Source organism: Dactylosporangium darangshiense, from assembly GCF_039537565.1.
GTDB classification, from domain to species: Bacteria; Actinomycetota; Actinomycetes; order Mycobacteriales; family Micromonosporaceae; genus Dactylosporangium; species Dactylosporangium darangshiense.
Map to the genome: position 1 here is coordinate 101,285 of NZ_BAABAT010000014.1, position 12,790 is coordinate 114,074.

Below are 12,790 nucleotides of genomic sequence, written 5' to 3' on the forward strand. Positions count from 1 at the left end.
ACGACAGGGGGGATCAGGCCCCGACGGAGTCGATGTCCCCCGCGGCCTGGCCGTCGGTGATCAGGTAGTCCTGCATCGCCGAGCTGACCGCGTCGCCGATCTGGCCGGCCGCCGTGGCGATGCTCAGGGAGGCGTCCTTGGTCGCGTCGGTCGCCCACGCGCTGCCGTCGGCCACCGGGGTGTCCTGACGGTAGGTCTTGACGAACTCCTTGGCGAAGTCGTCGGTGCCGATCACCGCGTCGGTCTCCAGCGACTTGATGTTGGCCAGGAGGCCCTTGAGGTCGGCCTCCAGCGCGTGCCCGTCGGCGGAGATGGTGCTCGCGATGCCGATGATGTCGGCGGGCGAGCCTGTGATCTTGAAGAAGTTGCTCATCTCCGGCTGCTCCCCTCGTCTTCGTTCAGGTCGCCGTCGTGGCGGGTGATGACGCCCTCGAGCTGGTCCTCGCCCGCGAACATGCCGCGGCGCAGGTGCACCGGGACGGCCTCGTTGACGATCGTCGTCGTCTTGCCGTTGGCGTCGTTGACGGCGTTGCGCGCGGCGACCAGGATGGCGTCGGCCAGGCCGCGGGAGTCGGGGTTGCGAAACACGCGCGGGTCGATCTCGATGTCGACCAGCTGGCCCCGCGGCCCCACGACCACCTTCACCATCCGGTCCGGGGAGTAGCCGGTCCCGGTGATCCGGGCGATGCGCTTCTGGGTCTCGTCGAGCGAACCGATGGCGCGCTTGAGGTCATCGACTACGGAATGCAGACTCGCCCAATCCGGACGTTCCACTCGATTCACCTCGCTCCCCGTCGCGCCGGTCCTCCCGGTCAATGTACTCAACATCGGCAATGCGTGGCGAGGTGAGCCCGCTTACCTCCTCGCTTGCCCCGGGCTCCGCCGGCGGCGGCTCGCCGGCGCCCGCCGGTCCCCACAGCAGCAGCCCGGGCAGGTCCGGCCCCGGAATCCGCAGCGGCGTGTCGGTGCCGGGGTCGACCAGCAGGGCGCAGTCCGGCCCGGGCCAGGCGGCCAGCAGCTCCTCCAGGCCGGCCTCGGCCCACGCCACGCCCTCGGGGTGGCGCGCCGCGAGGGTCCGCTCGGAGGTGAAGACCTCCACGGCGGGCCCGTCCACGTGCTGCGCGACCGCGATCCGGGGCTGCTGCCCGCCGGTCACGGGCACGAGGAAGGTGGTGCGGTTGAGCTCGGCGAGGAAGTCGTCGAGCACCGCATCGATCTGGGGGTCGGCGGGGGAATCCGGGTCCGACCGCGCGGCGATGCGCTCGAGGGTGGGCACCACGCGCTCGCCGGCGGCCGCCTCGGCGAGCGCGGCCAGCGTGACCCAGGCATCGACCGGCGCGCCCGCGTTGACCCCCAGCCGCCACGCCGGGTCGGGCCAGTGCGCGGCCATCTCCTCGAAGCCGGTGACGGTGTAGGCCTGCACCAGCGCGCCGACCGCGCCGGCCAGCGACTGCTCCGAGGTGAACACGAGCAGGTACGTCTCGCCGAGCAGCTCGTGCGTGAGGAAGCGCTGGCCGCCGCCGGGCTCCTCGGGGAAGGCAGGGAGGTACCACGGAGAGTCCCTAATGATGCGGAAGAACGTCTCGCGGTCGTCGGCGGCAAGGGCGGTGACGAGCTCCGCCTCGGCTTCGTTGCCGGGCAGCCAGGCGGGCTGGACCGGGTCGGGTGTGGTCATCGGGGCGCCTACGCGTAGGTGCCGCCGGGCCCGTACGGGTCCGGCTCCTCGGGCAGGTCGCCGTTCATGAGCGCCGCGATCGCCGCGTCGAACGTCTCGCCGACGAACCGCTCGACGGCGCCGGTCAGGTGCACCGAGCCGTCCTCGGCGATGACCAGCAGCGCCGAGCCGTCCTCGATGTATCCGAGCTGGAACACCGGCAGGCCGAGCCGGCTGCCGAGGTACATGACGCTGAACGGGTCGGACAGCAGGCTCCGGCCGTCGCCGGGCGGCGGCGGGAAGATCACGAAGGGCACGCGGGCCGACGTGACGCCGCCGGCGCTGTCGCGCGACTGCAGCCCGCCGAACTCGGCGAAGACCTTCCGGGCCGCGTCGAACGGCTCGAGCGGTGCGAACTGCCCGATGCGCCGGTGCGTCTCGCGCAGCTCCGGCAGCTCGCGCTCCAGCCACCGCTCGACCTCGTCGGAGACGTCGCGGTCCGGGCGCCAGCCGATCGCGAACAGCCGCTGCTGCAGCTCCTGCGGGAAGCGCGATGGGTCGGCGGTCAGCCGTTGCTCGACCAGCCAGCGGTCGCGGCGGGCCGTGTAGATGGCGTCGGCCTTCGTCGCCGCGCTGACCGCCGCGGCGACGGTCCGTGCATCGGCGGGGCGCACGCGGTAGTCCTCGGCCATGATGTGGCCGAGGAAGTCCGGCTCCGGCGGCACGAGGTGCCAGCGCAGGTAGTAGGCGACCGAGTCGTGCCAGATCCAGCGCCCGTCGGTGCGGAACACGTCCGGGATCGCGTTGATGCGCCGCGGCTCGAGCAGGTCGCCGGACCGCGTGCCGAAGTCGGTGATGACGGTGGCGGACTCGAGGTAGTCCAGGACGCGGCGGCGCTCGTCGACGTCCGTCATCCGCCCGCGGGCCGGGTCGACGCGCGGCCGGCCGTCCTCCAGGGGCGTGGAGAAGACGCGGGCCAGCCGGAACCCGTCCATCTCGCCCGGTTCCTCGACCGGAGCGAGCCGGACGACCGGCGGCTTCTCGGTGAGCACCCACCGTCCCGGGCGTCCGCGTTCGTCCACCTCCGGGTCGCTCACCACTGCCCCTCTCCGCGCTTTCCGAGCCGGGCGTCGTGCCCGTAACTTGGAACACAAATGCCCGTAACTTGGAGCACAGCCTAGCCTGGGCGCATTTGCGGTCGGCAACGGTTGGCGGCTTCGATTAGGCTCGACATAGGTGCGGCTTCGGCCGGCCACCACGCGGACACGGGGAGGTAGCGGTGGGCGACGGATCAGTCAAGGTCAATCCGATGGATCTGATCGACTACGGTGCGGCTCTGGCCGGCGACATGGCTGACGCACAGGGGCAGCTCGTGGAGCCGATCACCGGCATCTCCCAGCATTCGGCCGCCGCGTTCATCCACCTCGCGTCGGGTGCCGCGGGCGTCTTCTCCGAGGCCAAGACGGCCAACGCGATCATCGGCCGCAACCTGCAGGACGTGCAGGCGTTCCTGCAGGACGTTGGCACCGGCCTGCAGGCGATCCAGTCGGCATCGACGGTGATGGCTGTGGCATACGCCACTACGGACGGCGAGTCGGCCGACTCCGTCGGCGCCGTGGCCTTCGCCTTCGCCGACGGCAGCGCGGGCGCGCCGAAGGGCTTCCCCACCAAGGGCGTGTCCACCATGTTCGACGACCAGATGGCCCGCGACGCGGCCGCCGGGCGCAACACCAGCGCCGCGCGGGCCGCCGACGACCCGAGCATGTTGCAGTACGCGACGCAGACCGAGGTCCAGGGCGGATACCTCTACACGTTCGCCGACGGCTCCAAGCTCATGATCACGACCGGCACCAGCGGGTCGATGTTCATCAGCAACAACACCACGACCAAGAGCATCTACAAGCCCGGCGACAAGCAGCCCTCCTCGATCGTGACCACCGGCGAGTCGACCGACTACTCGGGGCAGCCGACGAAGAGCAAGACGGTGCAGACGGCCGGTGACGACGGGAAGTACATCACCACCACCGAGTCGACCACCCAGCTCAGCGGCGGCGGCGTGCACGTCAGCACCACCACGACGGGCGCCGACGGCAAGTCGCACACCTCGGACGCAACGGTCATGTCGGACAAGCCCGTTTCGGACGGCACCGGTCTCGGCGAGATCCAGAAGCGCGAGGTCCAGTACGACAGCAAGGGCAGCAAAGAGGGCCAAGCTCAGTCGGGTATGTAGCCGGCGGCGCCGTCGAGCGGGGATCGAGGGGACGAGGGGATGTCGGGGCAGCACTCGGCGCAGGACAACTACGGCTACGAGACCGACTACGCCAAGCAGGCGCAGCTGGTTCGCACCTGGCACCAGACCGGCGAGGAAGGCAGCCCGCTGTATTACAGCAACGGCTACTCCGGCGGCGGCGGGTGGACGGACGACCCGTCCAAGCTGTCGGGGGACGACCTTCACGCGCGGATGAAGCGCGACAACATCGACAACGTGTACCAGCGGATCATGGCCCTCTCCTCCGAGGACGCGAGCTCCGCGGCGGCCGCGTGGGGCCGGCTGGGCGGCGTGTTCGACGCCATGTCCCAGGCGTATTCGAAGAACACCGACCAGCTCGCCGCCGGCGGCGGCAAGGGCAAGTGGACCGCCTGGGAGTCGCCCGCGGCCAACGCGTTCTACGCCAAGGGCCCCGGCGCGGCGATGAAGTCGCTGCACGACTGGCAGGCCGCGGCCGTCGCCAACCAGCGCGCCCTCAACACCCTCAGCGGCGTCATCTCCGACTACAAGCGGCAGATGCAGGACCTCTACGACCGCTACAAGGCCGCCCTGCAGGCCGCCGAGCGTGAGTGGAACGACTACTGGAACCAGTTCCACGACACCCGGGACCTCAAGACCGGCGAGTCGCTGCAGGGCGCGAAACAGTGGAACCGCGACAACTACATCGACATGATGAAGCAGGTCCGCGACGGCAGCGTGCCGATGAAGGCCAGCAGCTCCATGGACGTGCTGCCGATGCGCATCGCCATCGCCACCGGCAACGTCAACTGGTCCAACGAAGCGTTCAAGCTCGAATATCAGATGGGCACGGAGTTCACCGGCCCGATCGGCGAGCTGTATTCGGCCCGCGCGCACCGCTACGAGGGCCCGACCGACGCGGTGACCGTCGACTCGAAGGTCGTCAACGACGCGCTGCGCAACTACATGATGTCGCAGATGCCGCACGTCAACGTGAATCCGCCCAACATCGTGCCGCCGGTGATCCCGTCGTTCGTCATCCCGATCCCCGACACCGGCAAGCCCGACGTCGGCAGCACGCCCGACCCGGGCTCGGTGCCCGACCCGGGCAAGACACCCGACCCCGGCAGTGTGCCGGACCCGGGCTCCGTGCCAAACCCGGGCGCGGTGCCCAACCCGGGCGCCCTGCCGATCGGGCTCGTGCCGTCGCTGACCGCGCCCAACGGCCTGCCGGGCACCAGCGGCCTCAACGCCAACGTGCCGGCCGGGCTCTCGCCGTCGCTGACCGACGGCCTGTCCGGGCTCAACGCCAACAAGGGGCTCATCTCCCGGCCGACCGGCATCAACACGCAGGGCCTCGGTCCCGGCATGGGCGGTCTCGAGGGCCCGCCCGGCATGCCCGGCTCCGGCCTGCGCGGCCGCCCGCCGGGCGCGCCCGGGCTGCGCCGCGGCGTGCTGGGCAACAACCGGACCAACGCCAACGCGCCGGGGGAGCCCGGCATGCCCTCGCAGTCGCAGGGCGGCCTCAACCGCCGCGGCCTGCAGTCGGCGTCGGGCGCGCCGCCGCAGGGCACCCTGTTCGACGGGCTGACCGAGGGCGCCATGCCGCCGAGCACCAACCCGGTGCTGGGCCGGCCCAACCGCGCCGACGGGCGACCGACGGTCGACCGCTTCGGGCGGCCGGTCGTCGACCAGTCCCTGACGCAGGGCGTCGACGCCGGCAGCGGCCCGTCGGTGCTGCACGCGCCGCGCATCGGCACGGGCGACCCCGGGCTGCCGGGCCTGCCCCCGGGCGCGCCGGGCGAGCGCCGCGGCGCGCGGGTGGGCGGTCCCGGATACACGCCGCCGGCGCAGCCGGGCGACTGGGTCAACGGGCCCGAGCAGGAGGCGCCGCCGGCAACGGCGCCCGTGATCGACGGCAGCGTGCGTGCCGCGCGGCTGCAGCACCAGGAGCCCTTCGCCCCGATGCTGCCGCCCACGACGGCCGGCGCCACCGCGCCCGTGCTCGGCCGCACCCCGGCCGTGGACCAGCGCGGCGCCGCGGCGCTGCAGCGGCGCACCGAGCGCGGCATGGAGACCCGGCGCTACACGAACGACCACGACGCGGCGGCGGCCGCGGGCGAGCAGCCGGGAGTCGTCACCGACGAGCAGGCGTTCAGCGTCGGCACGCCGGGCGGCGGCGTCCTCGGCTCCGGCCCGCGGGCGGAGCACGACCAGGAGACGCCCGAGGCGCTGCAGCGTCGGGCGGCAAACGGCTAAGGCGGATCACGGCCGGGCTCCGTCCGCGGCCACGAGCGGGCGTGTCAGCGGCGTTGCAGTGGCGGGCGGCGGACGGCTCGGGCCAATCACGGCCGAGCGCCGTCCGTGGCGATGAGCGGGCGCCGTCCGTGGCGACGAGCGGGCGCCGTCCGCGGTGTTGCCGTGGCGGGCGGCGGACGGCGAACGGATGACGGCGGATCGGTAGAGTGGTCGGGTCCCCGACCGAACAGGTGAAGCGATGCCCCAGGTCCTGACAGTCACCGCCGGGCGGCCCGGCGGGTATCCGACGCTGCGAGACGCGCTGGAGGTGGCCGACGACGGCAGCGTCATCACCATCTCCGCCGGCACCTACAACGAGGCGCTGCAGCTGGACGGGCGGCGGCTGACCTTCGCCGCCGCCGAGCCGGGCTCGGTGACCATCGACGTCGTCTCGGCCGACCAGCCGGCCGTGCGGGCCCGCGGCGCGGACCTGACCCTGCGGGGGCTGACCCTGCACGCCGGTGACGCGAACGCGGTCGAGATCGCCGGCGGCAAGCTGACGATCGAGAACTGCGAGGTCCGGGCCCGCTACGGCGCCGGCATCGCGGTGTCGGACCGGGGCACCGTGCAGGCGACCGAGCTGGTGGTCAAGGGCGCCGAGTTCGGGGTGCTGATCGAGGACTCCACCGGGGTCATCGAGCGCTGCGAGATCAGCGACGTCACGGCCGACGGCGTGATCGCACGGCTCGGCGCCGACCCGGTCATCCGGGACACCACCATTGCCGGGTGCCGGTACCGGGGCATCTACGTGTACCAGGCCAGCAACCCGACGATCGAGCGCTGCGAGATCAGCCGCACCGGCGACGCCGGCATCTCGGTGGCGCACCACAGCTCGCCGACGATCCGCGAGTCCTGGATCCACGACGCGACCGGCGTGGGCATCTTCGTCGGCCGCGGCTGCGGCGGGCTCATCGAGGGCAACACGCTGGAGTCCACCGCGTCGCCGGCGCTGCAGATCGACGAGGGCGCGCACCCGACCGTGGTCGCCGCGCGGGCCGACCGGCCGCGCGTCAGCGCCGGGCACCAGCCGATCGACCGGGCCATCCAGAAGGACCCGGACCGGGTCGAGAAGCTGCTCGCCGACCTCGACGGCATGATCGGCCTCGCCGGCGTGAAGAACGAGGTCCGCACGCTGATCGACGAGATCCAGGTCAACGAGTGGCGGCGCGCGGCGGGCCTGTCCGTCGGCGCGGTCAGCCACCACCTGATCTTCACGGGCGCGCCCGGCACCGGCAAGACGACCGTGGCGCGCATCTACGGCGAGCTGCTCAAGGCGCTCGGCGTGCTGCCCAACGGCGACTTCCGCGAGGTCAGCCGGCGCGACCTCGTCGGGCAGTACATCGGGCACACGGCCGAGAAGACCACCGAGGTCTTCACCAGCGCGATCGGCGGCGTGCTGTTCATCGACGAGGCGTACACGCTGACCCGCTCCACCGGCGGCAGCGACTTCGGCCGCGAGGCGGTCGACACGCTGGTGAAGCTGATGGAGGACCACCGCGACGAGATCGCCGTGATCGTGGCCGGCTACACCAAGGACATGGCCGACTTCCTCGACGCCAACGCCGGTCTGGCCTCCCGCTTCGCCAAGACCATGGAGTTCGAGAACTACGAGCCCGAGCAGTTGGTGCTCATCGTGCACCGCATCGCCGAGAACGACGACTACATGCTCGCGCCCGGCCTGTCCGACGGGCTGCTCGAGTGGTTCCACCAGGTCGAGCGGGACCAGAACTTCGGTAACGCCCGCGAGGCCCGTCGCCTGCTCGAGGGCATGCGCAAGATGCAGTCGACGCGGCTGCGCGGCCTGGGCCGCGTCCCGAGCCGCGACGACCTGCGCACGCTCGTGCTGGACGACCTCATCGCGGCGACGCGCTGAACCTCAGTACTTGCCCTTGCAGACGCGGTTGATGTTGCCGTCGATCCCCGCCAGCTTGCCGGTCGCGTCCGGCGGGTTGGCGGTGGCGTCGCCGAGGGTGGACTGGATCTCCTCGATCGTCGCCTGGCTCTCGGTGAGGGTCTGACGCAGGTCGGGGCTGATGTCCTTGCCGAGCAGGTCCTTGATCTTCACCAGCCAGTCCGTCGCGTAGGACTTCGCGTCCGCCATGGCCTGGTAGTGCGAGGTGGCGTTGCCCTGCACGGCGCCGCGCGCGGCGTCGATCGAGGTGCCCAGCTTGGCGCCGAAGCCCCGGGAGTCCTGGATCGCCGTCAGGCAGGCGACCGTGTCGTCGGCCGGCTTGTCGTTCTTGTCGCCGCACGCCGCGGACGCGGCGAGCACCCCGACGGCTGCGACGACGGCCATCCACGCGCGCATGCGAACCCTCCCGTGTGTAGATGAGCTACTGACAACCTCCCATATCGGGTCGACCCGCGACGATGCGGGGCCTGAATCAGAGGGCAACCCGAAACCGCCTCGAAGCGGCCGCGGGCCTGCGAGCGCTCCGTCAACTCGGCGATCAGGCGCCGGGCGGTGCCCGGTGAACAACGACCACGGCCGACACGGGCCGTGGCGGTGCCCGCGCGCGTTGTGGCGTTAGCCTCATCCCAACGGCGGGGGAGATCGATGCTACCCTAAATCAATTCGATGGATTAAATATGAGGATGGCGGATGGTCAAGCAGTTGCCGACGCGCCGCGGCACCAACCTGCCGCGCATGGGCGACTTCAACGAGTCGGTGGTGCTCGACGCGATCCGGCGGGTGCCAGACGGGCTCAGCCGGGTCGAGCTCATCGAGCTGACCGGCCTGTCGGCGCAGACCGTGTCGAACATCTGCCGGCGGCTGCTGGACACCGGGCTCGCCCGGGAGGCCGGCACCCGCAGCACGGGCAGCGGCAAGCCGCGCCGGCTGCTGCAGGTCAACGCGGAGGCGCGGTACGCGGTCGGGGTGCACCTCGATCCGGCCGTCGTCACGCTGGTCGTGCTCGACCTGCTCGGCCGGGTTGTGGCGCGGGCGCAGCGCCCGACGCCGCAGGCGGCGGACCCGGACCACACCCTCGCCGAGATGAGCGAGTCCATCAACGCCCTCGTCACCGACTCCGGCGTGGCGCGCTCGGCGATCCTCGGCCTGGGCATCGCCGCGCCGGGCCCCGTGGACGTGGCCGCCGGGCTGGTCGTCGCGCCGCCCGAGCTGGTCGGCTGGGGCCGGGTGCCGCTGCGCGACCAGCTCGGCGAGGCGACCGGCCTGCCGGTGCTGCTGGACAAGGACGTGATCGCGGCCGCGGTCGCCGAGCGCTGGGCGGGCGCGGCCACCGACACCGGCAATCTCCTGTTCTTCTACCTGGGCACCGGCTCCGGCATGGGCCTGGTCGTCGACGACGTGGTGCTGCGCGGCTTCTCCGGCAACGCCGGCGAGGTCGGCGGCCTCTACGCCGCCTGCACCACCAACGCGCTGGTCGCCGAGGCGATCGAGGAGGGCGTGCTGGGCCCGGAGTTCAAGCCGGCCGGGCCGCGCGACGCCGAGCAGAGCCTGCGCGCGCTGTGCCGGCGCGCGGCGGCCGGCAACGTGACCGCGGGCGAGATCATCGACCGCTGGGCGGTGCGGGTCGGCCGCGGCGTGAGCGCGGCGGCGACGCTGGTGGACGCCGAGATGATCGTGTTCGGCGGCCCGATCTGGCCGCTGCTGGCCGAACGGTTCATGGCCGTCATCCCGGGCATCGTGGAGAGCTCACCGTTCGTGGAGCGCATCCACCCGACGGCGGTGACGACGACGGGGCTGGGCATCGACGTCGGCGCGATCGGCGCCGCCTGCCTGGTGCTGGAGCAGTTCCTCTCCGCGCAGCCCCAGTCACTGCTACTGGACTAGGGCAAAAGCCCAAAAAAGGGCAAAGGCAGCTAAACGACGAGAGGGTCACGGCCGCTCGGCCGCGCCGTCCACGCCGCGGACCAGGGCCCAGCGGTCGTGGGCCAGCGGCGGGGGAGCGGGGTGGCGGCGCGCCGCGGCCTCGTCGAAGTCCACGCCGAGGCCCGGGGCTTCCGAGGGGTACAGCACGCCCCTGACCGGCACTGGGGCGCCCGGGAAGACCTCGAGCGTGGCGTCGCGGAAGCGGGCCGCCTCCTGCACCCCGAACGCGGGCGTCGACACGTCGAGGGCGATGTTGGCCGCCTGCGCGACCGGGCTCACGTCGCCCGGACCGTGCGGCGCGATCCGGGCGCCGAACAGCTCGCACGCCGCGGTGAGCTTGCGCGCCGGGGTGAGCCCGCCGAGGGTCGGGATGCGCAGGCGCACGAAGTCGATCGCCCGGGCCGTGAGCAGCGGCAGGAACTGCCCGACGTCGTCGAAGAGCTCGCCGACGGCCAGGGGCGTCGCGCCCGAGGACGCCAGCCGCGGGAAGTGGTCCGCGTCCTCAGGGGCCAGGGCGTCCTCGAGGAAGAACAGCCGCGCGTCGGCCAGGGCGCCGACCAGTCGGACGGCCTGCGCCGGCGTGAGCCGCTCGTGCGCGTCGTGCAGCAGCTCGACCCCGTCGCCGACCCGCCGGCGCACCTCGGCCAGGGCGGGCGGGACGTGCCGCAGGTAGGCCAGGGGGTCCCAGGCCGTGCCGGTGGAGGCGGTGCCGTAGTTCTGCACGCCGGGCACCGCCACCTGCACGCGGACGTGCCGGTATCCGGCCGCGGCGGCGGCGAGGACGTCGTCGGCGATGCGGGCCGGGTCGTCGCCGTCGACGTGGGTGTATGCCGCGGCGCCGTGCCGGGCCCGGCCGCCGAGCAGCGCGTGCAGCGGCAGGCCGGCGACCTTGCCGAGGATGTCCCACAGCGCGACGTCGGCGGCGCCGAGCGCGTTGTTGGCGATCGAGCCGCCCCGCCAGTACCCGCTGTTGAGCGCGAGGCGGTGGATGTCCTCGATGTCGCCGGCGTCGCGGCCGCGCAGCAGCGGGTCGAGGTAGTCGTCGAGGACCGAGCGCACGGCGAGGGTGCGCTGCGGGTCGCTGGCGCAGCCCAGGCCGTAGAGGCCGGGCTGGTCGGTCTCGATCCGGACGATCAGGTAGGGGCAGCCCTGCGGTCCGCACAGGAAGGTGCGAACGCGGGTGATCCGGGCGGCGCGGGCGGCAGCCGGCCAGGGCGCGGGTGCGAGCGGTTCCGAGTCCATCGATTGGCCGTTCCCCTCCGTCGATCAGTCGCCGTCCTTGTCCATCGACCGGCCCCGGCTGTCCATACGGTTGACAGAGTACATCAATTCGATTTACGTTCTCCGCCATACGAGCGGCGCCTGTCGATGGCGCCCCAGACGCGAAGGCCCCGCGATGACACCCCAACGACGCGCGTGGCGGCCGGCTCTGGCCGTCCTGATAACCCTGGCCCTCGGTGCGACGACGGCCGCCTGTGGCGGCAACGACGACGCCGGCGAGAGCAAGACCCTGACGATGTGGACGTTCAAGCAGTCGCACGTGAAGGCGCTGCAGAAGGTCGCCGACGACTTCGCCAAGGAGTCCGGCATCACGATCAAGGTCGAGGCCTACGGCCCCGACGACGTGTTCGTCACCAAGGTGCAGGCCGCCGCGCAGACCAAGAACCTGCCGGACCTCATCGAGGTGCACACCAACGGCGACGACCTCACCTTCGGCGGCGCCGGCCTGCTCACCGACCTGGCCGCCGACACCGCCGCCGACCAGGCGTGGCTGTCCAGCTACCGGGCGGACGTGCGCCAGGACGGGACGGTCACCGACGAGTACTACAAGAAGTCCCTCGCCCAGGACGCCAAGACCAAGGGCATCAAGCTCGGCCAGCGCTTCAGCGTCCCGCTGACCGTCGGCACCTTCGGCATCGTCTACGCCAACAAGCAGCGCCTCACCGAGGCCGGGGTCACCGCCGCCCCGACGACGTGGGAGGAGTTCGTCGCCGACCTGGGCAAGGTCAAGGCGAAGTTCCCCGACAACGGCGGCGTGAGCATCGGCCTGAAGGCGCCGACCACGGGCATGGAGTGGTTCATGCAGCCCATGGCGTACGGGCTGCTCGGCCCCGACAAGTTCCACGCCCTGTGGGGCAAGGACAAGGCCGGCACCTTCTCCTCGCCGACCGGCGTGCAGGCCCTGGAGACCTACGGGCAGGTCACTCCCTACTGGATGCCCGGCACGCAGAGCCTGGACATCGACGCCGCCGACCTGGCCTTCGCGCAGGGCAAGTCCACGTTCGACATCGGCGGCACCTTCACCCTCGCGTTCCTGGCCCAGAACGGGTTCGACGCCAACAACGTCGTCACGTTCCCGGTGCCGGCGCCGGCCAACGGTGCCGTCAAGAACCTGAGCCTGGCGCCCTTCACGCTCACCGGCGTCTCGGTGTCCGCGACCGTGAAGAACAAGGCCGGTGCGATCCAGTTCCTGAAGTACCTCGCCAAGTCCGACGCCTCCGCCACGTTCGCCAAGGAGGCGCTGGACATCCCGCCGACCGACCTCGGCTCCGACCCGACCGCGGCCGTCGGCCCCGCGCTGGGCGCCATGATCAAGGCGTTCGGCTCCGGCCCCTCGGCCTACAACCCGGGCGACACCAGCTACAAGCCCAGCACCTACGACGGGCAGGCCGTCGCCTCCGTGCTCATGGACTACACGCCGCTGGCCAAGAAGTCGGCCGCCGACGTCGGCACCGAGATGACGAAGGTCATCGACACCTTCTGGGCCAAACAGTAA

The 12,790-nt window shown here is 71.9% G+C and carries 11 protein-coding genes; 5 read left to right on the forward strand and 6 right to left on the reverse strand.

Annotation, left to right across the window (positions count from 1 at the left end; all coding sequences use genetic code 11):
* Positions 1–13: 13 nt before the first annotated feature.
* Genes ABD901_RS25540 through ABD901_RS25555 form a run of 4 tightly spaced genes read right to left on the reverse strand, consistent with a single transcriptional unit; the run spans position 14 to position 2,751 of the window.
* Entirely contained in the window at positions 14–373 is a 360-nt protein-coding gene (locus tag ABD901_RS25540; RefSeq protein ID WP_345129834.1) for a hypothetical protein, read from the reverse strand.
* The gene (locus tag ABD901_RS25545) at positions 370–774 is read right to left on the reverse strand and encodes a YbaB/EbfC family nucleoid-associated protein (protein WP_345129836.1); all 405 of its coding nucleotides are present in this window, start codon (positions 772–774) and stop codon (positions 370–372) included. The genes ABD901_RS25540 and ABD901_RS25545 overlap by 4 nt, the downstream gene beginning before the upstream one ends.
* Complete coding sequence (locus tag ABD901_RS25550) at positions 731–1,675, reverse strand: SseB family protein (protein WP_345129837.1); 945 nt, start codon at positions 1,673–1,675, stop codon at positions 731–733. The genes ABD901_RS25545 and ABD901_RS25550 overlap by 44 nt, the downstream gene beginning before the upstream one ends.
* 8 nt (positions 1,676–1,683) lie before the next feature.
* Positions 1,684–2,751, reverse strand: coding sequence for an SUKH-3 domain-containing protein (locus ABD901_RS25555; RefSeq protein WP_345129839.1), 1,068 nt, complete (start codon positions 2,749–2,751; stop codon positions 1,684–1,686).
* A gap of 212 nt (positions 2,752–2,963) precedes the next feature.
* On the opposite strand from ABD901_RS25555, the gene ABD901_RS25560 reads away from it, so the two are divergent.
* The 3 genes from ABD901_RS25560 to ABD901_RS25570 all read left to right on the forward strand — a co-directional run bounded on the left by ABD901_RS25560 (position 2,964) and on the right by ABD901_RS25570 (position 8,052).
* A complete protein-coding gene (locus tag ABD901_RS25560; RefSeq protein WP_345129841.1) occupies positions 2,964–3,884 on the forward strand; it encodes a hypothetical protein in 921 nt (306 codons plus the stop codon).
* A gap of 39 nt (positions 3,885–3,923) precedes the next feature.
* Positions 3,924–6,140 (forward strand): hypothetical protein, encoded by a 2,217-nt coding sequence (locus ABD901_RS25565; RefSeq protein WP_345129843.1) that lies wholly within the window; start codon positions 3,924–3,926, stop codon positions 6,138–6,140.
* Positions 6,141–6,378: 238 nt separating this feature from the next.
* Complete coding sequence (locus ABD901_RS25570) at positions 6,379–8,052, forward strand: right-handed parallel beta-helix repeat-containing protein (protein WP_345129845.1); 1,674 nt, start codon at positions 6,379–6,381, stop codon at positions 8,050–8,052.
* A gap of 3 nt (positions 8,053–8,055) precedes the next feature.
* Here the strand turns inward: ABD901_RS25570 and ABD901_RS25575 are convergent, their stop codons facing one another.
* Positions 8,056–8,487: a hypothetical protein gene (locus tag ABD901_RS25575; RefSeq protein WP_345129848.1), complete on the reverse strand. Its 432-nt coding sequence runs from the start codon at positions 8,485–8,487 to the stop codon at positions 8,056–8,058.
* A gap of 294 nt (positions 8,488–8,781) precedes the next feature.
* Between ABD901_RS25575 and ABD901_RS25580 the strand changes: the two genes are divergently transcribed.
* Positions 8,782–9,975 carry an ROK family transcriptional regulator gene (locus ABD901_RS25580; protein ID WP_345129849.1) on the forward strand — a complete coding sequence of 398 codons (1,194 nt, stop codon included), beginning with the start codon at positions 8,782–8,784 and terminating at the stop codon, positions 9,973–9,975.
* Positions 9,976–10,020: 45 nt separating this feature from the next.
* On the opposite strand, the gene ABD901_RS25585 is transcribed toward ABD901_RS25580, so the two are convergent.
* Entirely contained in the window at positions 10,021–11,256 is a 1,236-nt protein-coding gene (locus tag ABD901_RS25585; protein ID WP_345129851.1) for an enolase C-terminal domain-like protein, read from the reverse strand.
* Positions 11,257–11,410: 154 nt separating this feature from the next.
* On the opposite strand from ABD901_RS25585, the gene ABD901_RS25590 reads away from it, so the two are divergent.
* The gene (locus ABD901_RS25590; RefSeq protein WP_345129853.1) at positions 11,411–12,790 is read left to right on the forward strand and encodes an ABC transporter substrate-binding protein; all 1,380 of its coding nucleotides are present in this window, start codon (positions 11,411–11,413) and stop codon (positions 12,788–12,790) included.

Excerpts from the sequence above, each read along its gene's own strand:
- ABD901_RS25575 (WP_345129848.1), bottom strand. The coding sequence starts at position 8,487 with ATGCGCGCGTGGATGGCCGTCGTCGCAGCCGTCGGGGTGCTCGCCGCG.
- ABD901_RS25590 (WP_345129853.1), top strand. The coding sequence starts at position 11,411 with ATGACACCCCAACGACGCGCGTGGCGGCCGGCTCTGGCCGTCCTGATA.
- ABD901_RS25540 (WP_345129834.1), bottom strand. The coding sequence starts at position 373 with ATGAGCAACTTCTTCAAGATCACAGGCTCGCCCGCCGACATCATCGGC.
- ABD901_RS25580 (WP_345129849.1), top strand. The coding sequence starts at position 8,782 with ATGGTCAAGCAGTTGCCGACGCGCCGCGGCACCAACCTGCCGCGCATG.
- ABD901_RS25560 (WP_345129841.1), top strand. The coding sequence starts at position 2,964 with ATGGATCTGATCGACTACGGTGCGGCTCTGGCCGGCGACATGGCTGAC.
- ABD901_RS25550 (WP_345129837.1), bottom strand. The coding sequence starts at position 1,675 with ATGACCACACCCGACCCGGTCCAGCCCGCCTGGCTGCCCGGCAACGAA.
- ABD901_RS25585 (WP_345129851.1), bottom strand. The coding sequence starts at position 11,256 with ATGGACTCGGAACCGCTCGCACCCGCGCCCTGGCCGGCTGCCGCCCGC.
- ABD901_RS25565 (WP_345129843.1), top strand. The coding sequence starts at position 3,924 with ATGTCGGGGCAGCACTCGGCGCAGGACAACTACGGCTACGAGACCGAC.
- ABD901_RS25570 (WP_345129845.1), top strand. The coding sequence starts at position 6,379 with ATGCCCCAGGTCCTGACAGTCACCGCCGGGCGGCCCGGCGGGTATCCG.